The organism is Verruconatronum alginivorum, from assembly GCF_056590205.1.
Genome location: NZ_JBWPVQ010000001.1, coordinates 2,911,769 through 2,936,543, shown reverse-complemented (window position 1 = coordinate 2,936,543; position 24,775 = coordinate 2,911,769). Strand labels below are relative to the sequence as shown.

Below are 24,775 nucleotides of genomic sequence, written 5' to 3'. Positions count from 1 at the left end.
CGCTCCAATCCATTTCAAACGATGAACGACATCGCCACTGACCTTTCCAAACTGCACAAGAACGAGACGATCAAGCACGAGAGCCGCTTTCTTCGCGGCAATCTCGCCGCCGAGTTGGCCGACTCGGTCACCGGAGCCGTCTCCGCCGACACGACCCAGTTGACCAAATTCCACGGAATCTACCAACAGGACGACCGTGACATCCGGGCCGAGCGCCGCAAAAAGAAGTTGGAGCCGGCTTATTCCTTCATGGCCCGCGTCCGCGTCCCGGGCGGCGTCTGCACTCCGGAACAATGGCTTCAGCTCGACCGCATCGCAGACGAGCGCGCCAACGGCACCTTGCGGATCACCACCCGCCAGGCCTTCCAATTTCACGGCATCATCAAGAGCAACCTCAAGCCCGCTATCCGGGCGATCAACGACGCCTTGCTCGACACCATCGCGGCCTGCGGCGACGTCAACCGCAACGTGATGTGCAACCCGAATCCGTTCCAATCGGAACACCATGCCGAGGTTCTCGAGGTTTCGCGCGCGATCAGCGAACACTTGCTCCCGAAAACCCGCGCCTACCACGAGATCTGGCTCGACGGCGAACGCGTCGAAGGTCTCGGCGGCAACGGGGCCGAGGAACACGAACCGGTTTACGGCAAGACCTACCTGCCCCGGAAATTCAAGATCGTCGTCGCCGTTCCCCCGAGCAACGACGTCGACATCTTCGCCCACGACCTCGGCTACATCGCGATCATCGAAGAGGGCAAAATCGTCGGTTACAACATCACCGTCGGCGGCGGTCTCGGCATGACCCACGGCAAGGAGGAAACGTATCCACGGACCGCCGACGTCATGGGTTTCTGCCGTCCCGATCAAGTGGTTGAGGTCGCCGAAAAAGTGGTCATTGCCCAGCGCGATCACGGCGACCGCACCGACCGGGCTCACGCCCGCCTCAAATACACCATCGACGATCATGGCATCGATTGGTTCCGCAACGAGGTCGAGAAGCATCTCGGCTACAAACTCGAAGAACCGCGCCCGTTCCAATTCACCAGCCGCGGCGACCGCTATGGCTGGATCACCGGCACCGACGGCAAGGAACATCTGACGTTGTTCATCCAAAACGGCCGGGTGAAGGATACCGCCGATTGCCGGTTGAAAACCGGTCTGCGCGAGATCGCCAAGGTCCACCAAGGAGACTTTCGGCTGACCGCCAACCAAAACCTGATCATCGGCGGAGTCGCCCCGGCAAAGAAAAAGGCAATCGAGAAGCTCCTCCGGGAGCACAACATCGGCGATACCGCCACCCTGTCCGCGATGCGGCTCAATTCGGTCGCCTGCGTCGCCTTGCCGACTTGCGGCCTCGCCCTCGCCGAGAGCGAACGCTACCTGCCCGATTTGGTCACTGAACTCGAGGAGGTCCTCGACTCCTGTGGTCTGCGCGACGACGAGATCGTCATCCGGATGACCGGTTGTCCCAACGGTTGCGCCCGTCCGTATCTGGCGGAGATCGGCTTGGTCGGCAAGAATCCCCGGACCTACAACCTTTACCTCGGCGCTTCCTTCACCGGCGAACGGCTGAACAAACTCTACCGCGCCGACGTCAAAGATCACGAACTGCCCGGCATTCTCCGCCCGATCCTCGAGGATTACGCCAGGAATCGGGAGGAAGGGGAACGGTTCGGCGATTTCACCATCCGCCGCGGCTATGTCAAAGCGACCCGCGAGGGTAAGGATTTCCACAAGGAAATCCAATGAGGCCGGCCACCACCTCACTCCCCGTGCTCGATGGCTCCGGTGCCAAACCGGACGTCGCAGCCGGCCCCCGACCCATTCACCCACCGCACAAGGACAAACACATGGGATACATACACGAAACGATCGAGGGTCTGAAACGAAGCAGTCCCGGCCAAAGCGAATTCTACCAAGCTGCCGAAGAGGTGCTGGATTCCCTCAAGTTGATTCTGGAGGCCGACCGACGATACGCCGAACACGGCATCATCGAACGCCTCGTCGAACCGGAGCGTCAAATCATGTTCCGGGTCACTTGGACCAATGACCAAGGGAAGATCCAGGTCAACAAAGGCTACCGAGTCCAATTCAGCTCCGCCCTCGGTCCCTTCAAAGGCGGGCTTCGTTTCCACAAGAACGTCACCGCCGGGGTGATCAAGTTTCTCGGCTTCGAACAGATCTTCAAGAACGCCCTCACCGGACTTCCCCTCGGCGGGGCGAAGGGGGGTGCCGATTTCGACCCGAAAGGAAAATCCGACGCCGAAATCATGCGGTTCTGCCAGTCATTCATGACCGAGCTGCACCACCACATCGGACCGGTCATCGATGTTCCCGCCGGCGATATCGGGGTCGGCGCCAAAGAGATTGGCTATTTGTTCGGCACCTACCGGCGATTGACCCGGCGGTTCGACGGAACGATCTCCGGAAAAGGTCTTGAATGGGGGGGATCGATCGGCCGCAAAGAAGCAACCGGCTACGGTTGCATCTACTTCGCCGAAGATATGTTGCGCTCCCGCGACAAGACCCTCAAAGGCATGCGTTGCCTGGTCTCCGGAGCCGGCAACGTGGCGATCTACACCATCGAAAAACTCTACCAGCTCGGAGCCATTCCGGTGACCTGCTCCGACTCCACCGGAACCATCTTTCACCCATCGGGAATCGATCTCGCCTGGCTGAAGGAATTAAAAGAAGCCCGGCGAGGTTCCCTCACGGAATACCGCGACCGCCATCCCGACGCGGAATTCACCCCGATCGACGAGTATCCCGACGACGGCCACGCCGTCTGGCGTTACGAGGGATCGGCCGCCTTCCCGAGCGCCACCCAAAATGAAGTGACCGGAGCCGACGCCGAGGCGATGTTGAACAACGGCGTGATCTGCGTGGCCGAAGGAGCCAATATGCCGACCACCCCGGAAGCGATCGACAAATTCCTCGAAGCCAGGATCGCCTTCGGTCCCGGCAAGGCCGCCAACGCCGGCGGCGTCGCCACCAGCCAAATGGAGATGCAGCAAAACGCCGGCTTCACCCAATGGTCTTTTCAAAACGTCGACGCCCGTCTCCGCGAAATCATGACCGGCATCCACCGCCGGGCCAGCCAAACCGCCGAAGAGTTCGGGGAGCCGCACAACCTGATCCTCGGTGCCAACATCGCCGGTTTCCGCCGCGTCGCCGACGCCATGATCGCCCAAGGCGTCGGCTGAACCACCGCGCGCTCCCGAAAGAGCCCGGACAATCTCGTCCGGGCCACCAATCAGGTCCCTCCGGGCAGAACATGACGGAGGTCCGCGAAGCGTTTTTCGAGGACCTCGACCATCGGTTGCTGCGGCTCATCCAACTTTTCAATACAAATCCGCAGCATCGATATCAACCCGAGGTAATCCTGGACTGAAATATACTCCGGTCCGATTCCGGCCGTCGGCGGGACGCCTTCAGGCAACGAAGCGTCGGTCTGGTTGTGGTAATTTCCCAATGGAAGGCAGGCGCAAGTAGCTTGATAACCGAACGCCGAAAACGCCGTGGCCTCGCACGTCCCCCCAGGCATCAGTTTGCATTGCCAGCGAAAATCGGGGTGGTCGCGCTCGTATTCCCGCAGGATCCGGCTCAACCGATTGGTCAGGTCCGGACTGAACACGCTGGCCCGATCGCCCACCCGCAAGATCGGACCGCCCCCGATCGGAGATTCCGGAAAACTCCGCGAGTTTTCCAAACAGATCAACCGCGCGTCCGCCGGAACGGTCCCGCTCTTCGCCGCCCCGATCGCCCCTAGAAAGCCGCACTCTTCCGCCAAAGTCAGCAACACCCCGACATGGGAGAAGCCTTTCCTCCGCCGCATGACATCCAACACCGACAATGCCGCCGCCGCCCCGGCCAAATCGTCGCAGGCCGGAGCATAGAAAATCCCTTTCGCGACGACCGGTCTCCCGCCCCGTCCCCGCAACCGCCACCGACCGATGTCCCCGATCCGAAGGGTCGATTTCTTTCGGGTCAATTCCACTATAACCGTCCGAAACGGATTCGTCGGAGCAAACTCGACGATCCGTCCGTAATGCACCCGATCTTCTCCGTCGAACAACTCCACTTCCTTCCCCATGAAACATTCGTTCTTAACCCCACCGCGAAATTCCAGAAGCAGCCGGCCGTCGTCGAGGATTTCCCGGATCACAAATGCCGGATGATCGAGGTGGGCGGTCACGAAGACCGGAGCCCTTCCGGCGGCCTTGCCCGACTTCACTTCCGTCTGGGTAATGAGCAAGTTCCCGTGTTCGTCCCGGGTCAAACGGAGCTTCTTACGGCGCGCCACCCATTTCACCACCCAGGCCACCACGCGGTCTTCCCGGCCGGAGGCGGTGGGGATTCCGCACAATTCATGCAACACATTCAGCTTCGGGTCGTTTCTCATAGCGGGTCTCCGAAACCTGCACCGAGTCCCGCCGGAAGTCGAGTCAAACCAACCCGAGCTGCATCCGTCCTTCCTCACTGATCATCTCCTGACTCCAAGGCGGCTCCCACACCAACGCAACGCACGCTTCCGCCACCCCGGCGACCGACTCCGCCTTTTCCCGCACCTCCGCCTGGATCACCGGTCCCATCCCGCAGGCCGGCGTCGTCAAAGTCATCACGATTTCCGCCCGCCATTTCCGTCCCTCGATCTCGACCACGTCGCACGAATAGATCAAACCGAGATCGACGATGTTGATCGGAATTTCCGGATCATAAACGGTCTTCAAATGCGCCCACACCATTTCGGCGTCGGGCGCCCGAGAGGATAACGAACGATTTTCCATGCTCCCACTTTCCCATGGTCCCTCCCCCGCCGTCATTGAGGCAAATCAAGACCGGGAACTTTCCTCCGCTTGCCTCCGCCTCCGGTGGCCGGTATCGTCTCCCCATGATCTACCGTCGACTCGGCAAATCCGGACTGCAAATCAGCGCGCTCTCCTACGGAGCCTGGGTGACTTTCGCCCAACAGATCGACGACGGCGTCGCCGAACAATGCATGACCACCGCCTACGACGCCGGAGTCAACTTTTTCGACAACGCCGAGGTTTACGCCGACGGCAAAGCCGAAGAGATGATGGGCCGCATCCTCCGCAAGACCGGTTGGCGCCGCGACAGTTACATTATCTCCAGCAAAGTCTTTTGGGGAGGCGACCGTCCCACCCAAAACGGACTTTCCCGCAAACATGTCGTCGAGGCCTGTCACGCCGCCCTCCGCCGCTTCCAGACCGATCACCTCGACCTGTATTTTTGCCACCGGCCCGACCCCGAAACCCCGATCGAGGAAACGGTCCGCGCGATGTCCGACCTGGTCACCCAAGGAAAAATCCTCTACTGGGGCACCTCCGAATGGGGAGCCCGCGAAATCACCGAGGCCTGGGGAATCGCCCGCCAATACAACCTGGTCCCCCCGACCATGGAGCAACCGCAATACAATCTTCTTTACCGGACCAACGTCGAAAAGAACCTGAAGCCGGTCTTCGAACAATTCGGAATCGGCTCCACCGTCTGGTCCCCCCTCGCCTCGGGCCTCCTCACCGGCAAATACAACGACCAACTTCCCGACGGCACCCGGATTTCGCTCAAAGGCTACGAATGGCTTCGCGAACGCTTCACCGACGAACAAGCCAAATCCAAAATCGCCAAGGTGAAAGAACTCGGTAAAATCGCCGCCGAGCTCGACACGAATCTGCCCCGCCTCGCCCTCGCCTGGTGTTTGAAGAACCCCCACGTGAGCACCGTCATCACCGGCGCCTCCAAGCCCGAACAGGTCGCCGACAACATGCAGGCCGTCGATCTGATCGACAAACTCACCCCCGAGGTGATGCAGCGGATCGAGGCGGTGACGCAAAACCAGCCTGGCGCCGGGTCATGAGACGGCGGATCGTCAAGACCGCCGCATACGGCGGCGGATGACAATGCCGAGGGCCAAAACCCCGATGATCGCCGCATAAGTTCCGGGCTCGGGAATCGTGGTGACAAGCAGGTTGTCCATCTCGAAACGCCCGAGATTCGTAGTGCCGCTACTCCCATCCGAATTGAACATACGCAGATTGACCCGGCGAATGCCACTGTTGCTACCTGTGCCGGCGACACTCACGACCGGTTCGGAAAGGGGATTGGTGGTATCAAGCCAGAGGGAAGTGGCCTGGGTGCCCGCGTCAAAACCGACCATCACCCGATACGTGGTATTCAGAACCAAATCCTGGTTATGGAAGGTGAACCCCCCTCCGAGCTGCGAAGAAGGAGAAACCCCGAGCTGGAAGGTGTTCGCAGCCGACCCCGCTTGGATGCCGACGAATCCCCGATGGTGGCTCCCATCTCCGCTGGCAAACGAGAAAAAACCGGGACGGACATCCGCCGCGGTTAGCGGCGCCTGGAAAACCGTAAAATCGAAAATACCATAGATCATGCCTGTGGTCACGGCATCCGCCGAACCCCAAATACTCCGCACGACGTTATTGATCCGGGTGGTAGTGGTCCAATCGAAGTAGGCGGCATTATTCGCGACCACGATGTGATCGGATGGGTCATCACTCGTTGGCGAATTCGGTCCGCGGCCCCATGAGCCCTGCCCGGCCAATGGCCCGGGGTCATAGCTGAAAACATCGTAAATAAGAACCTTTCCGCTTGCGAGGGAGGTAACAAAAAGAAAAGCACAGGATGCAATTGCGAGTGAAACTTTTTTCATATGGTTCATGGTCAACGCTGGTTAGATGTTTGCTGCGGGTCCGTGTGGAATGGCCCGAATTCAATCTTCCCGGACCGACCGGCACAACGAACCCGGCACTCAAATCGTTGAAAGCAATCTTCCAGGACTCGGACTCGGGATCGGACGAAATCCCGGTCCACGGCCTTGCGTTTTTCAACGATTCGAGTGCGGGACGTCTCGGTTTTGCGCCACGGAGAGGTTCTCATTCCAACGGGGATCGCCACCCGTCGATACTCCAAAATCCTTTCAGACCTGACCATGAATATTCAATCCTCCAAAAAAATGGATTCGTCGCCTCTGCCAAAAACTGTCGTCCCAGCCTTAGGAGCCCTCCTCGCGGGATTGCTGTTCCTCCAACCAGCCCATGCGGACTTCGCGCTGCTGGATGATTTCCAAAGCTACAACGCCGGCGACGTCACGGTCCGGGCCAGTCCGCCGTGGACCGCCCACCAGGGAACCGGACTCTTCACCATCCTCGAAGAACGCGGCAACAGGTTCCTCGGCTACGGTTGGGACGCTGGCTTCCGGGCCGGTTCCCGCATGCTGCCGCAAAGCCTGCGAATCCACCCTGGAAGCGAAGGAACCGTGTTTCTACAAATCCGGGCGGGAGAATTCACCCCGGGTTCACAGGAGACGGCCCATTTCGGTCTGACTACGGACGTCGATGTCAATTCCCATGCTCCCGCGACTGACTTCCGAGTCGAAATGCGGATGCGTCCCGGGCCGAGTCCCATCGAGCATTATCTCGACGCCCGCGACGGCTCGGAATGGCGTAATTTGACCACCATCGCGCGCAACTCCTGGTACAACATCTGGCTCGAAATCGACCGGACCGACGGCGATTCGTTTCGAATCTACCTCAATACCGGCACCGCAAACGCCTCCGCCGGGGATTTGCTCAGTTTCGATCACAACGGCACGAGCATCTCCCGTTTCGCCTTCCGCGACGACGGGGAAAGCACCGATGTGCTCGACAGTTTCACCGCCTATGGCCACGGCACCGGCAACCGCGAGATGCACCTCGACAATATCTGGATCGATCCCACTGGCCCCAACTTCGAGTTCAAAGGACAACATCTGGACGCCTGGCAATTCGCCTATGCTCCCCTGCAGGGAAATTTCCACCTGCTCCTCGGAAGCGATATGGGACGGGTCAGCGACGCCGATCTGCTGCGTTACGATGCCGCGAGCTTCCCTCTGCAACCTGACGCCTTGCGCTATCAATTCACGACTCCCGGTTTCCTCTCGAATACAGCCGTTGCCTCCGTCGATAACTACCAGAACCGGCAGGACTTTTCCCTTCAGGCTGAAATGACCTTGGCACAATTGGCCAACATCGGACCGGAGCGGGTCGGACTAGCGGTGCTCGGTCGGCCTCACACTCCGATAGACGAACCGTTCCTGCCGACGCAGGACGATGATTTTTACGGCCTCGTCTGGATGCCGGCACACACTATCGAGGAGTCCCTCCTTCAGATCAGACTTGGCTTCGATGGCGATATTCTGGCCGAGGCGACATGGCAGGGTCTGCATCCTCACGGTCCCAATACGAACCGGGGGATCGGCACCCGCTATACCCTCCTGGCGGAGGGGAATTATGACGCGAGCGGCATCCTTACCCTCTCCTTCACCTTGACCGACGCCAACGGAACCAGTCAAACCATCACCTACTCCACCCTGAACCCGAGGGAAGGAAATCTCTTCGGGGTCGGCGGTCGGCTCTCCGGTTCTGCCAACATTGTCGTCGATTATCACGATCTGAAACTGACTCTCGGTGATGATCCGGCTCCGATCACCGATCCGGCTTTGCACCGCCCATTCAGCTTTGCCTTCGGTTCCGCCGATGGGCGCGACTCCGGCGAGCAATTGCCCAAAAATCTCCCCGGCGAATGGTCCTTGCAAGAGGACGCCCTTCGCCTGACCGCCCAAAACGGATCCTACCAGTCCTCCCTCGCGGCCGGATGGGTGTTCAATCATGAGGCGGGCGAAAATTTCGGTCTGAGCATGTCCGCGACCTTACAAAGCCTGACCCAGACGGCCGACAACAAACTCGGGCTGGTGCTTTTCGGAGCCACCGATCGCGAAGTCTTCGATGCCACCGATGACAGCACTTACTACACGGTCCAATGGAATCCCGATGCCCTCTCCGGTGGGGTGCTCGCCTTTCGCGAAGGAATGACAGGAACCGTCCTGGCCAGTCTCGATCTGGCCGACCTGAATGCTCCTCCACGCTTTGAGGTCGGATCAACCTACCGGATCGAAGCGAACGCGTTCTACCGGCAAAACGGCAATCTCCTGTTGGTGGCCCGCCTCAAAGACCCGGCCGGCCGAACCGCCCAATTGGTCAGCGAGCTGGAACAACCGCCCTCCGGCAGCCGTTTCGGTTTCGGCGCTTCGCACCGGGCGCCGGACAACGCGGCCTGGGATATTCACACGTTCGAGATGGGCACCCCCAATCCAGACCTCATTGAGGAGGCCCCGCATTCCGGCAGCGACGTGGTGATCGGCAAGGCGCAACAAGGCGCAGTCGACTACGGCTACTTCACGAACGTCGCCGGGAATCGGGTCGGCAGCCTCGGCGACGACGGGAGCATCCGTCATGAAAACGCCGTAATGAGTTTCACTCTGCCAAACGTGCCGAAGGACAAATTGGTTCGCTTTGACCTGACCCTCACCCGCATCGGCAGTCGCAACGGAGTTCCCGTTCATCTTTACGGCCTGCTCCCCGACAACCCCGCTCTCTATGGCGACGGTTCCATCACGGCCGCCAATGATGGAGTCGATGTCTGGTGGGACGGTTCCGAGCTCGACTCCCGGCCCGGCCTGATCGGCGGTGCCTGGGCCAACGTCGTGCCGCAAGACGCCCCCGAAGGCGCCAGTTACACGCAGGACGTCACCGGCTTTATCCTCTCGCTCTATGACGCAAACGGCCCGATCCAGGAAAAGGTCTATTTCCGCTTGAGCCCCGGAGTAACCATCTCCTCGGGGAACCGTTTGCGCACGGAGATCCAGCAACGGGTAGGACAGGCGGATTCCCCCCGGCTCACCTACACCGTCTTCCCACCGGCGGAACCCGATGCGTTCGACGTCATCGAATGGCCGTTCAACTTCGCTTTCGGCAGCGGCAGCGAACGGGATCCCGGTCATGTTTTCGCCAAAACGATCCCGGACGAATGGTCGCTTCAAACCGAAGCCCTTCGCCTGACTCCCCTCGGCGGCGACTTTCGCAACTCATTCGCCACGTCATGGGTTCACAACTACGAGCCCAACGATCCGTTCGGCCTCACCTTGCGCGCTACGCTGGCCGATTTTTCCACCTCCGGCGACAACCGCGTCGCCCTGGTGCTCTTCGGGGATCCGGACCGACAGGTTCTGGAGGGCGAGGATGGAACAGGCAGCGCTTATTATACGTTCCAATGGAACCCCCACCCGACTTCTGGCGGAAGTCTCTCCCTCCGCCAAGGCATGAACGGACCCGTCCTTGCCCACGTCGACCTCTCCGGATTGACCGACCCGCCCGCCGCGGTGATCGGCATGAGCTATGATCTTGAGGTCAATGCATTGTATCGTGCAAACGGCAATCTCCTGCTTTACGCGGCCCTCACCGACGCCGTCGGCCGGACGGCCCGGGTGGTGGCCGAGATCGAGGATCCGCTGCAAGGCAACCGGTTCGGATTCGGGGCCTGGCACCGGACCACGGAGAACGCGGTCTGGGATTTCGAGGCATTCGCCATGGACTCCCCCGAACTCGGAGCCATCGCCACCTATACCAACAACGACCGTGTCATAGGCAAAGCCCACGATACCGGAACGTTCCGGAGCTACTACGTCGAAGGAGGAGAAAACCGGGTCGGAAGCGTCGGCCCCTCGAACAATCGCCGCCATGAGAACGCCATCGTCGGATTCGCGTTGCCCGATGTGGAAAAAGAAAGACTCGTCCGGTTTGATATCACCCTCACCCGCATCGGCACCCAGAACGCCGTCCCGGTCGACCTCTACGGCCTCCTTCCGGCGAATCCGGCGACCTACTCCGACGGCTCGATCACCCCCGCCAACGACGGCGTCGATGTCTGGTGGGAAGGCCCGGCCCTCGATGATCGTTCGGGATTGATCGGCGCTTCCTGGCAAACGCTCATTCCGCAGGGATCGGCCGCCGGGGCGAGTTTCACGCAGGACGTCACGGACTTCATTCTCTCGCTCTATGACGAAAACGGGCCAATCCAGGAGAAGGTCTACTTCCGGTTGAGCCCGGGGGTGACGATTGCCCTGAACAACCTGAGTCGGACCGACGTCCAGCAGGCCAAAAACCAACCCGACTCGCCGCGGTTGACCTACACGATCTTCCCGCCCGCAGAGCCGGATCCCGTCACCATATTCCCGATACACTACGCTTTCGGCGCGTCGGAAGGACGCGATGGCGTGGTCGACTTCACCCGGAATCTTCCAAGCGATTGGGAACTGTCAACGACTTCGCTGCGATTGAGCGCCGCCGACGCCAGCATCCACAGCTCCCTGAACACAACCCGGGTCGCCGGAGTCGAGCCGGGCATCGATTTCGGCATCCGAAGCCGGGTCACTCTGACCAGCCTGGGAAGCGGCGCCAGCGACAACCGGGTGGGACTGGTTCTGTTTGGCCGCGAAAACCAAAATCAATTCGATGCCGCAGACGAATTCTCCTACTACACGTTCCAATGGATCCCGAACTCCGCGGCAGGCGCAAGCATCGCAGTCCGCCAGGGGATGGACGGGCCGATCATCAGCCAGACGAGCTTATCGGGTTTAACCGGCGCTCCGGTAACGAACGTTGGAATGACCTACACATTGGATTTCCGCGCCAGTTACAATTCGTCCGGCGACCTGAACTTCCTTGGCATATTCACCGATGCCAACGGAGGAAGGGCCGAGGTGAACGGCTCCATTGCTGGGGCCGCATTGGCCAACCGGACCCGCTTCGGTTTCGGTGCCCGCCATAGCGCCAACCAAAACCCGATTTGGGATTTCCATGACCTGACCATGATCCCGGGGTGGCAATTCCAATATGAAAGCCTGACCGCCCCCTTCGAATACGAATTCGGTTCGGCTCCGGGAAAATCCAGCGGCTCGGAACTCCTGCTTGATCGCCCGCAAGACTGGATTCTTCGAGAAAACGACCTCCGCTTCGAGCACACGGACTCGCTCAACACCTACGTCTCGACTTCCGCGGTGGCCTCCGTTTCCCACTACGTAGCCGGGCAGGATTTCAACCTCCAGACGGAGTTCACGCTCGAACAGCTCAATTCAGCGATGTTCCATCGGATCGGATTCGCGGTATTGGGGAGGCCCCACCACGTCTACGACCAGCCTTTCAAGGGAGAAGACGATGCCTACTACGCCCTATCATGGCTGCCCTCCGGTTCCCTGCGGATCAATCGAGGCATGAGCGGAACGGAAATTCAGCGCGAAAACCTCGCGGTTCCAGTGGTGCCGGGCGACCGCTACACCTTGACCGCGGAGGGCGTTTATCTCACGAACGGAGACTTGGAACTGACGTTTACCGTGATCCACGACGGAGTGCCCTACTCTGTTTCCACCACCATCGCTGATCCCATCACCGGAAACGTTTTCGGTTTGGTGAACCGGACGAGGGCCAACGAAAATCCCCGGTTCAACTATCACACCTTCTCCATGAATGTGGGAGAAGCCCCGGAAATCCCAGGAGATTCCACGTATGAAGGGTGGCGGGCCTTTTGGTTCACCGGCCCGGGCGAGATGGACGACTCCATCAGCGGCCCGGCCGCCTCCCCGGCTGGAGACAGCGTAGCCAACCTCGTCAAATACGCGATGGGCCTCGATCCGAAAGCCCCCGTGGCCAGTAGCGACCTTTTTTCAACTGAAATCGTCGACGGCCAATTGCAGATGACCTACATCGAGCGAACCGATGTCCAGGATATTGAATACATTGTAGAAGTGTCGTCCGATTTGCTCTCCTGGAACAGCGGGGAAAACCACGTCATCGAAGTCAACCGGCTGAGCGTTGGCGAAAACCTCGCCGACGTTACGGTGGAAGCCGTGCTTCCTCCAGGCGCATCCCGGGGCTTCATGCAGTTGAAGATTCAGATGAAATAGGCCCAACGGTCTTTCGTCCGCCAGCCCTGGGTTGAGCCGAGTGAAACGAGGCCTACCCAGGAAAAACGCCCCCCACATCCATGTTGTGCTCCCCGGGCGTAGCGCGGGATGTTGGCTTCTACAAAACTTCACTGTTCACCCGGGTTCAGGATGATCCGGCTTTCGCGCGAAGCGCTTGGGAGTGCGGTGCGTCCCCGCACCGCTTTCGAAATGGTCGACGATGGCCGCACGCTCGAAAGCTCCGCGAGGACGCGAAGCACTCAAAGAGGCTCCGCCTCGGAAACGCGGTTTCGCCCTGATGAAACTTCACTGTCCACGCCGGCTGGGAGGGCGAAATCGGAGGGTTGGCTTCCAGCCGACCTTCTCCTGAAGCCGACGCCGATGGCGGACGGCAGGATGCCATCCCCTCCCAGTGGCGGGGAGTCTTTCATTTCATGTGGTTCACTTGGCGCGGCCCGGATGTTGGCTTCTAAAAAACCTAACTGTTCATGCGTGTTTCAGAGCGACGAAATCGGAGGGTTGGCTTCCAGCCGACCTTCTCCTGAAGCCGACGCCGATGGCGGACGGCAGGATGCCATCCCTCCCAGTGGCGGGGAGTGTTTCATTTCAGGTTGTTTCCCCTGGCGCGGCCCGGATGTTGGCTTCTTAAAAACCTAACTGTTCATGCGTGTTTCAGAGCGACGAAATCGGAGGGTTGGCTTCCAGCCGACCTTCTCCTGAAGCCGACGCCGACGGCGGACGGCAGGATGCCATCCCTCCCAGTGGCGGGGAGCGTTTCATTTCAGGTTGTTTCCCCTGGCGCGGCCCGGATGTTGGCTTCTTAAAAACCTAACTGTTCATGCGTGTTTCAGAGCGACGAAATCGGAGGGTTGGCTTCCAGCCGACCTTCTCCTGAAGCCGACGCCGACGGCGGACGGCAGGATGCCATCCCTCCCAGTGCGGGGAGCGTTTCATTTCAGGTTGTTTCCCCTGGCGCTGCCCGGATGTTGGCTTCTTAAAAACCTAACTGTTCATGCGGGTTGCAGGATGACAAAATCGGAGGGTTGGCTTCCAGCCGACCTTCTCCTAGAGCCGACGGCGACGGCGGACGGCAGGATGCCATCCCCTCCCAGTGGCGGGCAGGTTTCATTCCATGTGGTTCACTTGGCGCGGCCCGGACCTTGGCGCCTTTGAACTTCACTGCGCCGATGGCCAATCAAGGATTGAACAGACTCGTATTGAAGGTGATCACTTCGCTTCGGGTCTCACCATATCCGCTCTGAAAGCCCATCTGACCCATCCGGTTGACATCAGCCATTTCTACATGGCCGTCCAGGAAAAAGACATTGGCGCGGCGGTTGTGCCGCAAACTGATTGCATCGCCGCTGGCCGTAATCGAACTAATCCGCATCCGGGTATTGCCCGTGGAACTTTCCAGGGAATCGGCCATCAGTGGATACCGGGACGGCTCGCCCACGTGCTCGGTGTTCAGAACCCACAACTGGATGGTCGGCTGGCCGAAACCGCCTTGCACAGTCCGCTCCGATCCGGGCGGCCGAAAGATCAGAGGATTGGAAATCATGAATATCCCGTATCCGGCACGAAACGCCCAGGCATCGTCGCCACCGCCCGGCGGACTGCCCCCCGCGGTCGGATTGTAGATATCGTTCAAGCCATGCTTGCCAACAGGACAGAAAATGACTTCCCGGTCCGAAATCAACCCGGCCTCCTCCAGTCGCTCCGGCCAGAGACTCCCGGGAGCACCTCCCCCTCCGCTTCGCGCACGGATCTCACCGCCATCACTCTCCGCCAAAATCAAAAGCCCCATCCCGCATTGTCGAATATTGGACGAGCAGACGGCCGCCCGCGCGCTTTCGCGGACACGGCCGACAACCGGAATCAAAATCGAGGCGAGAATTCCGATGATCGCAATCACCGTCAAAAGCTCAATCAAGGTGAATCCTCCGACAGCCGCTCTCTGAAACTCTTTTCTTTTCATAACCGTATTTTGGAACAAGGGGAATTGAAAAACTAGTCACACTACACTCGCCCCCACCCGGCTTCTCAATCGCCCGGTTGCTCGAATCGTTGAATCCGCACCCCCCAGCCGACCGAGGTAGAAAGAAAATCCTCGCGATTCAACGATTCGAGCCCCACCAGTCTTAGCATAGAGGCTCCCACCCTCTTTGATCTTTTCTTGAAACATCCTCCTCTTCTTCTTTGTCCTGACGCAAACAGGTTTTTCATGAGCATAAATCCATTTCTTTCGGGCGCCCTCCTGCTTTCAGCCCTTCTTGCCGCAACCGGGCAGCTTTCAGCCGCTGTGATCGAAGTCCGTGACGACGTGGCAGGTCCCACTCCCGAAGTTCTTGGCTACAACCTCGGCAGCTTCATGCCCGGGAGCAACACCGCCGACTGGTGGCGCTACTCCCGCGCATCCGGTGCGCGGATGTTTCTCTCACCTTCCCATTTCAACACCCCCGCCTCGGGGCGCTTCGGCGACCACCAGGTCGTCGACCAGGATTCTTTCGTCAACCGCAGGAACGCGCTGCGCGACGACCCGCTAAACCTCGAGTTCATCAACTGGAGCGAGGTCCAAAACCGGTTCGGTACCGCTTTGAGCGGAAACAACACCATTCTTCCACAATACGCCTTCGAAGCGATTCAACGACATGGTGGCACCCCGATGGGACAAGTGACCTTGGGCACCAGTTGGTATTCAAGCGACGATGATTGGAAGGATAAATGGATCGCCTGGCGGACCTATTACTCGATCGTCTTCCACATGGCGCGCGAGTTCGGCGCGGAGCGCTTCACCGCATTCAATGAACCGAACCATCCCGGGACCTTCATCGAGACTGGCCCCTGGATGTCCCGCGTCCGACTCGCTTCAGACGCCACCCAGAGCGCGATCGAGGATGTCAATCGCATCTATGGGACGACCCTCACAGCCCGATTCGTGGCTCCCGTCACCGCCAACGGCACCGGCTCCGCCTACACCAACTATGGCAGCCCAGCGGTCCAAAGCCAACACACCAATTTCCTCGACCAGGTTGATTCCTCCTACCGGCTATTCGATCTGTTCGCTTACCAGCAATACGCGACGGCTGCCTCCAGCTTCGTCTCCGCCCTCAATACGGTTCGCAATAACGTGGCCGCCGACCTCCCGGCAACGTCCGATCCGTTACGGTTCACTCTAACGGAATATAACGTCCATACCGGTGCCAATTACGACTCCCGGACAGACACGCCGGACACGCTCATCAAGGCGATCCAGTTCGCCAGCGTCACCAGCCAATTGATGCGCCACGGCCTCGATGAGTTCTACGCTTTCAAGTTCGGTATGACCGCCTACCCCTCTTCCCGAAATTTCCCGGTGCAGAAGAACGGCATGCTCTACCTCGACAATGACCACGCACCCCACAACTACGGAACCATGACCCAGGGCGCCGAAGTCTACCGCCTCTTCAACAAAGCATTCGCCCCCGGACGCCATCGGCTCGTCGTCAACGTTTCCGGAACCGGCTCCGCTAGCCTGGACGTCCAGGCCAGCCACGACCCGGAGACCGGCTTTTACTACGTCTTTTCCATCAACGAAGGCACCAGCGGAATCCCGTTCGACCTGGATGTCTCCGCCTTGGGAATCCCCGAGGGGAACGAGGTCATCATCGAAGACGTCAGCCAATGGCGCCGCGGCACGATCCGATCGCTGGAGCGGGTTGAAAACGGCAGCCTCTCCCCCGGCAATCAACCCGGAAGGACCGTCTGGCTGATCACCATCCCCACCCTCCCGCAACGAACGGGATCGGATCATTCCAATATCCTCCGTATTCCGGTCAGCCACGACACCACGGTCCGGGACGGCAGCCACGCCGACTCTTCGACCCTGGGGGGCGAACCGGCCGCCTGGGCGCGCAACCACGCCACCGACGCCAGCGAACGGAGCGCCGCGTTTTTCCAGTTCGACCTTCCCCATGACTGGAATCCGAACGACCTCCAGTTGGCCATTATCGAACTGAGCGTTGCCCCCATCGACGGAGGCAGCGACTCCATCCATGCTCATCTCTACGGAATAGACCATCATGACTGGACCGAATCAAACCTGACCTGGAATACCGCGGCAAACTTGCGCAACAACCACCTGATCGGAAACCGGATACGTCACGGTGTCGTCACCGGCGCCGGAGAGAGCGCCCACATCCTCGGCCAGCTCACCGCCAGCGGCGGTTACACCACCCGATTGGTCGATGTCACCGATTACCTGATACGGCAGGAGAACGGAAAGGCCAGTTTCATGATCACCCAGGACCCGCGGTGGAATGTGGACATCCATGTCGACGAAATCCCGGAAAGGTGGGATGACCTCGTCCAGGGAGATGACCAGCCCGACGGCATGCGCATCCGCACGAAAGAGGCGGATGGAGGGGGCGCCAGTCTCCTCCTGATCCGCTCCCTCCCCACGCAGGAGATCATCGGGACTCCCCGCCCGATCCACGCCAACCCCGGCTCCACCCCCGACGGCTCCGGCACTGCCAACTCCGTCGGAAGGCGCAACGTCGTCGATCCGGAGACCGGACTTCCTCGCCACGACGGCCATTCCAGCGCCCAGAGTGAATTCACCTATCCCACAACCGCTTTCGTCGGAAAAACCGGGGACATCCCCCACGCGCGCATGGTGTCCACGGTTCTGTTTTTTGAATTACCCGCGGTCTCCTCGCCGGAAGCCATTGACCACGCGACATTCTCCGCCGTTCGAATCGACGAAGGGAGACAGACCGGCCCTGGCAACGTCGACATTTACGGACTCGGCTTCGCCTCCGCCTCGACCATCTTCAGCGACCATTGGTTTGCCGGGGCAGAAGACGAAAGCGCCGGCTGGGGCGTGCCGTCGGTAGTGAAAATCCAGAACAACTTTCTCCTCTCGGGAGACCAGACCACCACGGGCCGGATCCCGACCAGCGACGAAGCCAACCAGCAACTGACCGCGTTCGTCCGCAGCCTCTATGCGGCGGGAGCGCAGGGCGGAGATTTCGCCGTCATCCGCCTCTCCTACGACATTGACCAGAATCCAAACACCGGCAACATCCAGCGATTCGTCTTTGCCCCACCGGCGGCCGGCGAGAACGAAAACGACCCGATACTGACCCTTTATATCGTGGAAGACGAAATCCTCGAAAACACCTTCGCCGCCTGGCAACGAGACAACTTCACCCAGCCAGAACGCGACGACCCGGCGATCAGCGGACCGACCGCCACCCCGGCCGGCGACGGAGTCGAAAACCTCCTCAAGTTCGCGCTCGGCCTGCCGGCAAAAACGATGGCCGCCGGCAGAGACCTGCCCCAACCCGCGCTCCACGGCGACGAACTGCGACTCACGTTCCAACGTCCCAAGGGACTCGTCGGCCTCGAGTACATCGTGGAGGTCTCGGAGGATCTCGCCCAATGGTCCAGCGGAATGACTCATGTCGAAGAGTTGCCCCGGGAAGAGACCGCCGATCATGAAATTCTCACATTTCGGGCGGTCCCCCGGGACGGCGCAACCCGCACCTTCATTCGCCTCCGCGTCGAACAGAACGGACCGGAGTCGTGAGAAGGAGTTTTTCCCCTTTCGTCTTATCACTCGAATTGTTGAAAACAACTTGCTCCCCGCACCCTCCCACCTAGCCTCTCTTCGTGGCTTCACAGGTGACGATGAAGGACGTGGCTGAGAAAGCGGGGGTTCACCACTCGACCGTTTCTCTCTGCCTGAAGAACAGCCCCCAGATCTCGGAGGCAACGAAGAAACGGGTCGCGGCAGCGGTGCGCCAACTTGGCTATCGGCCGCATCCATACCTCAGCACCCTGATGCAAACCCGGCGCCGGGGAAAGGTCGGCAATGCCTCGGAGGTCATCGCCTTTGTTACCCTTTCGTCCGACGAAGAGGGAGGCGACGGCAGGATCTGGATGCCCGAACTCACCTCCTGTATCGACCAGGCCCGGCAACAGGCCCAATCGCGCGGATACAGGCTCGAGGAATTCGAGTTTTCCCTCGATAAGACCTCTCCTAAACGAATGGGAGACATCCTCTACGCCCGCGGAATCCAAGGTGTGATCCTGGCTCCACTGCAACGCCCCAGGAAGACCCTCGACTGGCAGTGGGACCGCTTCTCCGTGGTCGCCCTGGGGCCAAGCCTGCAGGAACCTCGCGTCCATCGCGTTCGCCACCATCACTTCCAAGCCATGTTCACCGCGATGGAACAGGCCCGGCATCTCGGTTACAAACGAGTCGGTCTCGCCTTGAAGGAGGAGACGAACCGTAAGCTCGGTCAACGCTGGCTCGGACCCTACTTGATCCAACAACTCCTCCAAAAGGTCGAACGTCCCCCGGAACCGCTCCTGGCCACCGCCTGGAACCGGGATACCCTGCTGACTTGGCTCAAAGCGAATCAGCCCGATGCGATCATCGTGATCAACACAACCCAGACCATGGCATGGTTGTCCGCCGGCGGCTACCGGGTTCCGCAGGATGTCGGCCTGATCAGTCTCAGCGTTCCGAATGGCGGCCCCCAAACCGGCATTTATCAGGACTGGCCCACCCAGGGAAGACGGGCCACTTCGTTGCTCCTCAGTCTAATGGAAGACAACTCCCACGGATTGAACGATCATCCGACCCTCCTGCTGGTCAGCAGTCTATGGAATCCCGGAAAAACCGTGCTCCAGTGCTGCCCTCCCGCCGACCACCCGCCGACCGCCATGGACCGGCTCAAAACCTAGGTCCGACCGTGAAATCAAAGCACATCACACTCAAAGACGTATCCAAAAAAGCCGGCGTTCACCCCTCGACCGTCTCGCTTTGCTTGAACAACAGCAGTCTCGTCGCGGAGAAAACCAAAAACCACGTCCTAAATATCGCCCGGGAACTCGGTTATCGCCCTCACCCCCATTTGAGCGCGCTGATGCGGAGCCGACGATTGAAGAACGACGATGTCGCATCGCCAACCCTCGGCTTCGTCACTTTCCATCCAACTAAAGACGGTTGGAAAAAACGGCTTCCCGCGCTCCGGCAGGCCATGGATGGCGCCCGCCGAAAAGCGCACGCGCGCGGATTTCAATTGGAGGAAGTCTGGCTTCCCTTGAGTGAAATCTCCGCGGAGAAAGTAACCGACGCCCTCCAGTCGCGGAACATCTCCGGAGCCCTGCTCGCCCCTCTTCCGACCCAGATCGCCACCTTGGATTGGCCATGGGACCGTTTCGCGACCGTCGCAATCGGCTCCAGCCTGCGAGAACCACGCCTCCACCGGGTCCGCGGCAATCATTTCGGCTCCCTGCACCTGGCGATGAGCGAATGCCACCGCCTCGGTTACCGCAGGCCCGGTCTCGCGTTGCCCGAAGAGGTCAACCGCCGGATGGATTACCGCTGGCTGGCTTCCTACCTCGTGAATCAAACCGGACTCAACCTGGATGACCGCCCCCGGCCGTTTTGCACAGACGACTGGACGAAAGAATCGTTCCTCCAATGGGTCCGCGGCGAACGTCCGGACGTGATCATTTCCTGCCGCAGCACGGAGCCGCTCCGATGGTTGCGGTCAGCGGGTTATTCCATCCCCGAAGATATCGGGTTCGTCAAACTCAGCATCCCCTCGCTGCGCAGCAAACTCTCCGGCATCTACGAAAACTGGGAACTCCAGGGAGAGTCCGGAACGATGGTTTTGATCGACTTATTGACCGACAACGAATTCGGGCTTCAGGATTCTCCCGTCATCTCCATCGTCGACAATACCTGGAATCCCGGCACGACTCTCCGACGAGTCGATTGAGTGCGTTTCAACGATGTGAGAACCGCCTCGTTTGCGACCTGGAGAAGGACATCCTTTTCTCGGATTGAATGACGATGCCAGAGACCAGTCCACTCGCGTGCTGCCTGGCTGTTGACTCGGACGGGTGCGTATTCGACAGCATGCGGATCAAACAGGAATCGTGTTTCATCCCCCGCTTGATTGAAACATGGGGCTTACAGGATTACGCCACCCTGATTACCCGTGAGGCGCTCCATCTGAATCTCTATTCCAGGCATCGGGGCGAAAACCGTTTTGCCGCGTTGCTGATCCTGTTTGAGAACCTTCGCGACGATCCTTCCCTTCAGGGCTCCCCGCTGACGGCAATCGATCTCACTCCCCTCCGCAAATGGATAAACTCCGCGACCGATCTCTCGGCCAACTCCCTCTCCGCCGCGATCGCCCAAGAGGATGCCCCGATTCTCCGTGACGCCCTGCATTGGTCCGTCGCCGTGAATTCGGCGGTGGCAATGCTTCCTCCAGTCACCGCATTTCCCCAAGCAGAAACGGCGCTCCGGGAGGCCCGCGAATCCTGCTGGATCCATGTGGTCTCCTCCGCCAACCACGAAGCCCTCTCCCGAGAGTGGAGTGAGGCGGGCCTCATCGGATTGGTCCATTCCCTCAATGGACAGGAAGAGGGCCGAAAGGTGGAGGTTCTCCGGAAGGCCGCCGCCAGATTCCGCGGCGAACGAGTTCTGATGGTAGGAGACGCTCCCGCGGACCAACAGGCGGCCACCGATGCCGGCGTCCTGTTTTTCCCAATACGACCAGGCAAGGAAAACGACGACTGGCGGTTTCTGAAACAAGAAATCCTTCCCCAATTCGTCCGGCAACAAACCATAATTCGTGCTTTGCATGCGCACGTGAGGGATTGGCAAAACTCCATGGGAATCACCGAGATCTCCCTGGCCGCAACAACAGCATTAAACAAAACTTCATGAGTTCATCCACGATACAATCCGCGGAAAAGGAAACCTGGGTCGACCAGGCAATGGGGCGTCTCTCGTTGGAACAAAAGGTAGGACAATTGATGGTCTTTCCGTTCTACAGCCATGTCATCACGCCCGATGTGGTCGACCTCATCAAAAATCACCACGCCGGAGGTTTGCGCATCTGTCAGAAATTCCACCCGGGATCCGCCGAAGGCCGAACAAACAAAAAACAAAAAGAGTTTCTGAAACGTTCCAGCCATGGCCCCAGCCCGGTGACTTACGACCGGCCCGCCGGCCTCGAACGAATCTCCTGCACTCCGAAGGAATACGCCTCCGCCTTGAATGAGTTGCGGGATATCGCCATGGAGCGGGACGCCGCCATCCCGATCCACACCACGTTCGACCAGGAAGGCGAAGGAGCCGATTTCCTGTTCGCCCAACGGCTCTTTCCTTTTCCCATGGGTCTGCGCAATTCCGGCGATCCGTCGCTCGCCTACCGCGTGGCCCGGGCGATCGGACTGCAAAGCCGCGCCCTCGGAGCCAATATGATCCACTCCCCGGTTCTCGATGTGAACACAAACAAGAGGAATCCGGAGATCGGTCCACGCGCCTACAGCGATGATCCCGAGGAGGTAATCCGCTACGCGAGGGAAACATTGCGGGGATTCCGCGAAACGGGAATCATCGCCACCGCCAAACACTTTCCCGGCCGCGGCGCCTCCGACACCGACGCCCACTTCGGCCTCCCGGTCATCGACCTCGACGGCGAATCCATGCGCCGGATACACATTGAACCCTACCGCGTCCTGATCCGGGAGGGTCTGCCGGCCGTCATGGCCGCCTTTACCGCCTACCCCGGCCTCGGTGCCGACGACACCCCCGGAGCCACTTCCAAGGCTATCATCCGGGAACTACTCCGGGAAGAACTTGGGTTCGAAGGAGTGATCACCACGGACAATATCGAGATGGGCGGTCTGCTGGAAAAATTCGAGATCGGCGAAGCCGTCCTGCGATGCCTGCAAGCCGGATGCGACCTTGTCCTCTGCCGCGCTTATACCCCCGTTCGTATTCACATTTTAAAGACGATCATCCACGCCGTTCGCGAGGGGCTACATGCTGAAAACGACCTCGACCTGTCGGTTCGACGCATTTTGCGCATGCGATGGGATATGGGCCTGGCAGCGGACGGCGGCAAAGTAGACCCCGAGGCAGCCGCCGCCCCGTTCGACTTTCCGGAGGTCAAACAAACCGCGATTGACGCGGCGCGCCAATCGATCCTTCTTCAGCGGGACCGCGATCGATTGCTCCCGCTCAATCCGGGTCAAAAGATTCTGCTGGTCGAACAAGCGCACCACTTTCACCGCTTCATCAACAATTCCTACAGTCATCCCGGCATGTTCTGGCAGGAAATGCGCCGGCATTCCGACAATGTTTCCGTGGTCCTCGTGGAAGAAGGAGTCACCGACCTCGACCGGGAAGCGGTCCGGAGGCGGCTCGACTGGCCGGATATTATCGTCGCGACTTCCTATTACAACTATCGCACCGGCGCCGTGATGCTCCCGCTCCTCGATGAATTGAGGGCAACCGGCAAACCGGTCGTCATCCTCACCAATACGCCTTATTCCCACTTTGGCGCGCCGGAGGAATTTCCCACCGTGGTGGTTTGTTACTGCCCGTCCGGACGGGAAAACATCCAGGTCGCGGCCGAAGTCCTCTTCGGGAAACACCAGGCCACATCCCAGATCCACTCTCCTGTATGACTCACTTTTTCCGCCGACTCACCCACCCGATTCTCGGAATGGCAACGCTTGCCTGCCTCACACTCCCTTCATTGCGGGCGCAAAGTTCCAACGAAATCGAATGGACTCGCAAGCCGGATCAGCCTTGGAGCAGTTCCCCCGTGCGGACGCTCGAAGATCTCCAGCGCTTCGAAGCGCGCGACACTTCGCCGCGCCTCTCCCGTTTCGGGGGAAATACAAACGGTCAGCGCCACGACGCCACCGGATTCTTCCGAACCGCAAAAATCGACGGACGTTGGTGGACGATCGATCCGGACGGGTATCCATACATCCATATCGGCCTCACGTCGATCAGGCCCACCCGTCACCAGATGTCGCGACCGTATTTCGAACAAAACTTCGGGTCGAATGAACGATGGGCGGAGCAGACAATCAACCTGATGCGGGACCTCGGTTTCAACGAAATCGGACGCTGGTCGCGCATTGAACTTTTAAACGCGGTCGAAAACCGCCTCCCCTACACCACCTCGCTCACCTTCATGGGCGATTTCGGACGAAAACTGGAGATCACCCGCCCGAGTTACGGTCACTTGCTCTATCCTTCCGGCATCATTCCGGTGTTCCATCCGGAGTTCGAAGCTTTCGCCTTCGAATACGCCCGCGAACAGACCGCCGAAATGAAGGAAGACCCGTGGCTGGTCGGCCATTTCACCGACAACGAGCTCCCGGTCCCGCGCAACCTGTTGACCAACACCCTGAAAGCCGACCCGGAAGACGAGGCCCTGGGCGCCACCATCCGGCAGGCCTGGAAATGGTTCCGGGAACGGCGCGGCGAGGATGCCGGAATCGACGCCGTCACCGACGAGGACAACCTCGACTGGCTCGGCGTCGTCATGGACCGCTATTACGCCATCACCACCGCGGCCCTCCGGAAATACGCGCCCAACCACATGAACCTCGGTTCACGCCTCCACGGGGCCGGCCCCCATATCGACCAGGTCGTGGCCGCGGCCGGACGTCACCTCGACATCATTTCCATCAATTATTACAATGTTTGGGCACCGGCCGCCCCGCATATCACCCGCTGGCGGGAAAACGCCGAGGCTCCGGTTCTGATCACTGAATTTTACATTAAAGGCGTCGACGCCGCGGAAGAGTTCGGCCTAAAGAACGAACTCGGCGCCGGATGGATCGTCAAAACCCAGGAAGACCGGGGCCGATGGTATCAAAACTTCACCCTCGCCGCCCTGGAAGCCCCCAACATCGTCGGCTGGCAATACTTCAAATACGCCGACGAGGCGGACGACAGCAACAAAGGAATCCTCGATCCTCGCTATGAACGGCACACCGGCCTCACCGAAGCGATGGCACCAATCCATCGCAACGCCTACGATCTGGTGGACTACTTCGACCGGAAATAAGTTGAGATCTGTAGTCAGTCCTCCGGGTAACGACGGTCGTCCCATCTTCCTGACAGTCCACACCGAAGGGTTT

General features: G+C 59.8%; 14 protein-coding genes. 10 read left to right on the top strand and 4 right to left on the bottom strand.

Annotated features, from left to right (window positions below):
* The first annotated feature begins 21 nt into the window (after window positions 1–21).
* Together ACWUI2_RS10490 and gdhA are read left to right on the top strand one after the other, a co-directional pair.
* Window positions 22–1,749, top strand: coding sequence for an NADPH-dependent assimilatory sulfite reductase hemoprotein subunit (locus ACWUI2_RS10490; protein ID WP_486982805.1), 1,728 nt, complete (start codon window positions 22–24; stop codon window positions 1,747–1,749).
* A gap of 101 nt (window positions 1,750–1,850) precedes the next feature.
* The gene (gene gdhA, locus ACWUI2_RS10485) at window positions 1,851–3,203 is read left to right on the top strand and encodes an NADP-specific glutamate dehydrogenase (RefSeq protein ID WP_486982804.1); all 1,353 of its coding nucleotides are present in this window, start codon (window positions 1,851–1,853) and stop codon (window positions 3,201–3,203) included.
* Window positions 3,204–3,253: 50 nt separating this feature from the next.
* Here the strand turns inward: gdhA and ACWUI2_RS10480 are convergent, their stop codons facing one another.
* Window positions 3,254–4,402, bottom strand: a complete 1,149-nt coding sequence (locus ACWUI2_RS10480; RefSeq protein WP_486982803.1) for a hypothetical protein — start codon at window positions 4,400–4,402, stop codon at window positions 3,254–3,256.
* A gap of 43 nt (window positions 4,403–4,445) precedes the next feature.
* Window positions 4,446–4,787 carry an iron-sulfur cluster assembly protein gene (locus ACWUI2_RS10475; RefSeq protein ID WP_486982802.1) on the bottom strand — a complete coding sequence of 114 codons (342 nt, stop codon included), beginning with the start codon at window positions 4,785–4,787 and terminating at the stop codon, window positions 4,446–4,448.
* A gap of 104 nt (window positions 4,788–4,891) precedes the next feature.
* Here ACWUI2_RS10475 and ACWUI2_RS10470 point away from each other — a divergent pair, with 104 nt between their 5' ends.
* Window positions 4,892–5,875, top strand: a complete 984-nt coding sequence (locus ACWUI2_RS10470) for a potassium channel beta subunit family protein (RefSeq protein ID WP_486982801.1) — start codon at window positions 4,892–4,894, stop codon at window positions 5,873–5,875.
* A 12-nt stretch (window positions 5,876–5,887) separates the two neighbouring features.
* On the opposite strand, the gene ACWUI2_RS10465 is transcribed toward ACWUI2_RS10470, so the two are convergent.
* Window positions 5,888–6,514, bottom strand: a complete 627-nt coding sequence (locus tag ACWUI2_RS10465; protein ID WP_486982800.1) for a PEP-CTERM sorting domain-containing protein — start codon at window positions 6,512–6,514, stop codon at window positions 5,888–5,890.
* Window positions 6,515–6,970: 456 nt separating this feature from the next.
* On the opposite strand from ACWUI2_RS10465, the gene ACWUI2_RS10460 reads away from it, so the two are divergent.
* Complete coding sequence (locus ACWUI2_RS10460) at window positions 6,971–12,817, top strand: hypothetical protein (RefSeq protein WP_486982799.1); 5,847 nt, start codon at window positions 6,971–6,973, stop codon at window positions 12,815–12,817.
* 1,195 nt (window positions 12,818–14,012) lie between these two features.
* Here the strand turns inward: ACWUI2_RS10460 and ACWUI2_RS10455 are convergent.
* Complete coding sequence (locus ACWUI2_RS10455; protein WP_486982798.1) at window positions 14,013–14,795, bottom strand: prepilin-type N-terminal cleavage/methylation domain-containing protein; 783 nt, start codon at window positions 14,793–14,795, stop codon at window positions 14,013–14,015.
* A gap of 246 nt (window positions 14,796–15,041) precedes the next feature.
* On the opposite strand from ACWUI2_RS10455, the gene ACWUI2_RS10450 reads away from it, so the two are divergent.
* From ACWUI2_RS10450 to ACWUI2_RS10425, 6 genes are all read left to right on the top strand, one after another.
* The gene (locus tag ACWUI2_RS10450) at window positions 15,042–18,386 is read left to right on the top strand and encodes a CBM96 family carbohydrate-binding protein (RefSeq protein WP_486982797.1); all 3,345 of its coding nucleotides are present in this window, start codon (window positions 15,042–15,044) and stop codon (window positions 18,384–18,386) included.
* A 101-nt stretch (window positions 18,387–18,487) separates the two neighbouring features.
* The gene (locus ACWUI2_RS10445; protein WP_486982796.1) at window positions 18,488–19,549 is read left to right on the top strand and encodes a LacI family DNA-binding transcriptional regulator; all 1,062 of its coding nucleotides are present in this window, start codon (window positions 18,488–18,490) and stop codon (window positions 19,547–19,549) included.
* 8 nt (window positions 19,550–19,557) lie between these two features.
* Window positions 19,558–20,592, top strand: a complete 1,035-nt coding sequence (locus ACWUI2_RS10440) for a LacI family DNA-binding transcriptional regulator (protein ID WP_486982795.1) — start codon at window positions 19,558–19,560, stop codon at window positions 20,590–20,592.
* A gap of 74 nt (window positions 20,593–20,666) precedes the next feature.
* The gene (locus ACWUI2_RS10435; RefSeq protein WP_486982794.1) at window positions 20,667–21,551 is read left to right on the top strand and encodes an HAD family hydrolase; all 885 of its coding nucleotides are present in this window, start codon (window positions 20,667–20,669) and stop codon (window positions 21,549–21,551) included.
* Window positions 21,548–23,302 carry a glycoside hydrolase family 3 protein gene (locus ACWUI2_RS10430; protein ID WP_486982793.1) on the top strand — a complete coding sequence of 585 codons (1,755 nt, stop codon included), beginning with the start codon at window positions 21,548–21,550 and terminating at the stop codon, window positions 23,300–23,302. Before ACWUI2_RS10435 ends, ACWUI2_RS10430 begins: the two co-directional genes overlap by 4 nt.
* Window positions 23,299–24,702 carry a hypothetical protein gene (locus ACWUI2_RS10425; protein ID WP_486982792.1) on the top strand — a complete coding sequence of 468 codons (1,404 nt, stop codon included), beginning with the start codon at window positions 23,299–23,301 and terminating at the stop codon, window positions 24,700–24,702. Before ACWUI2_RS10430 ends, ACWUI2_RS10425 begins: the two co-directional genes overlap by 4 nt.
* The last annotated feature ends 73 nt before the right edge of the window (window positions 24,703–24,775 follow it).

What these genes read in the sequence shown, in the direction of transcription:
- gdhA (WP_486982804.1), top strand. Translation starts at nt 1,851, where the DNA reads ATGGGATACATACACGAAACGATCGAGGGTCTGAAACGAAGCAGTCCC.
- ACWUI2_RS10455 (WP_486982798.1), bottom strand. Translation starts at nt 14,795, where the DNA reads ATGAAAAGAAAAGAGTTTCAGAGAGCGGCTGTCGGAGGATTCACCTTG.
- ACWUI2_RS10450 (WP_486982797.1), top strand. Translation starts at nt 15,042, where the DNA reads ATGAGCATAAATCCATTTCTTTCGGGCGCCCTCCTGCTTTCAGCCCTT.
- ACWUI2_RS10445 (WP_486982796.1), top strand. Translation starts at nt 18,488, where the DNA reads ATGAAGGACGTGGCTGAGAAAGCGGGGGTTCACCACTCGACCGTTTCT.
- ACWUI2_RS10425 (WP_486982792.1), top strand. Translation starts at nt 23,299, where the DNA reads ATGACTCACTTTTTCCGCCGACTCACCCACCCGATTCTCGGAATGGCA.
- ACWUI2_RS10460 (WP_486982799.1), top strand. Translation starts at nt 6,971, where the DNA reads ATGAATATTCAATCCTCCAAAAAAATGGATTCGTCGCCTCTGCCAAAA.
- ACWUI2_RS10470 (WP_486982801.1), top strand. Translation starts at nt 4,892, where the DNA reads ATGATCTACCGTCGACTCGGCAAATCCGGACTGCAAATCAGCGCGCTC.
- ACWUI2_RS10475 (WP_486982802.1), bottom strand. Translation starts at nt 4,787, where the DNA reads ATGGAAAATCGTTCGTTATCCTCTCGGGCGCCCGACGCCGAAATGGTG.
- ACWUI2_RS10490 (WP_486982805.1), top strand. Translation starts at nt 22, where the DNA reads ATGAACGACATCGCCACTGACCTTTCCAAACTGCACAAGAACGAGACG.
- ACWUI2_RS10430 (WP_486982793.1), top strand. Translation starts at nt 21,548, where the DNA reads ATGAGTTCATCCACGATACAATCCGCGGAAAAGGAAACCTGGGTCGAC.
- ACWUI2_RS10435 (WP_486982794.1), top strand. Translation starts at nt 20,667, where the DNA reads ATGCCAGAGACCAGTCCACTCGCGTGCTGCCTGGCTGTTGACTCGGAC.
- ACWUI2_RS10480 (WP_486982803.1), bottom strand. Translation starts at nt 4,402, where the DNA reads ATGAGAAACGACCCGAAGCTGAATGTGTTGCATGAATTGTGCGGAATC.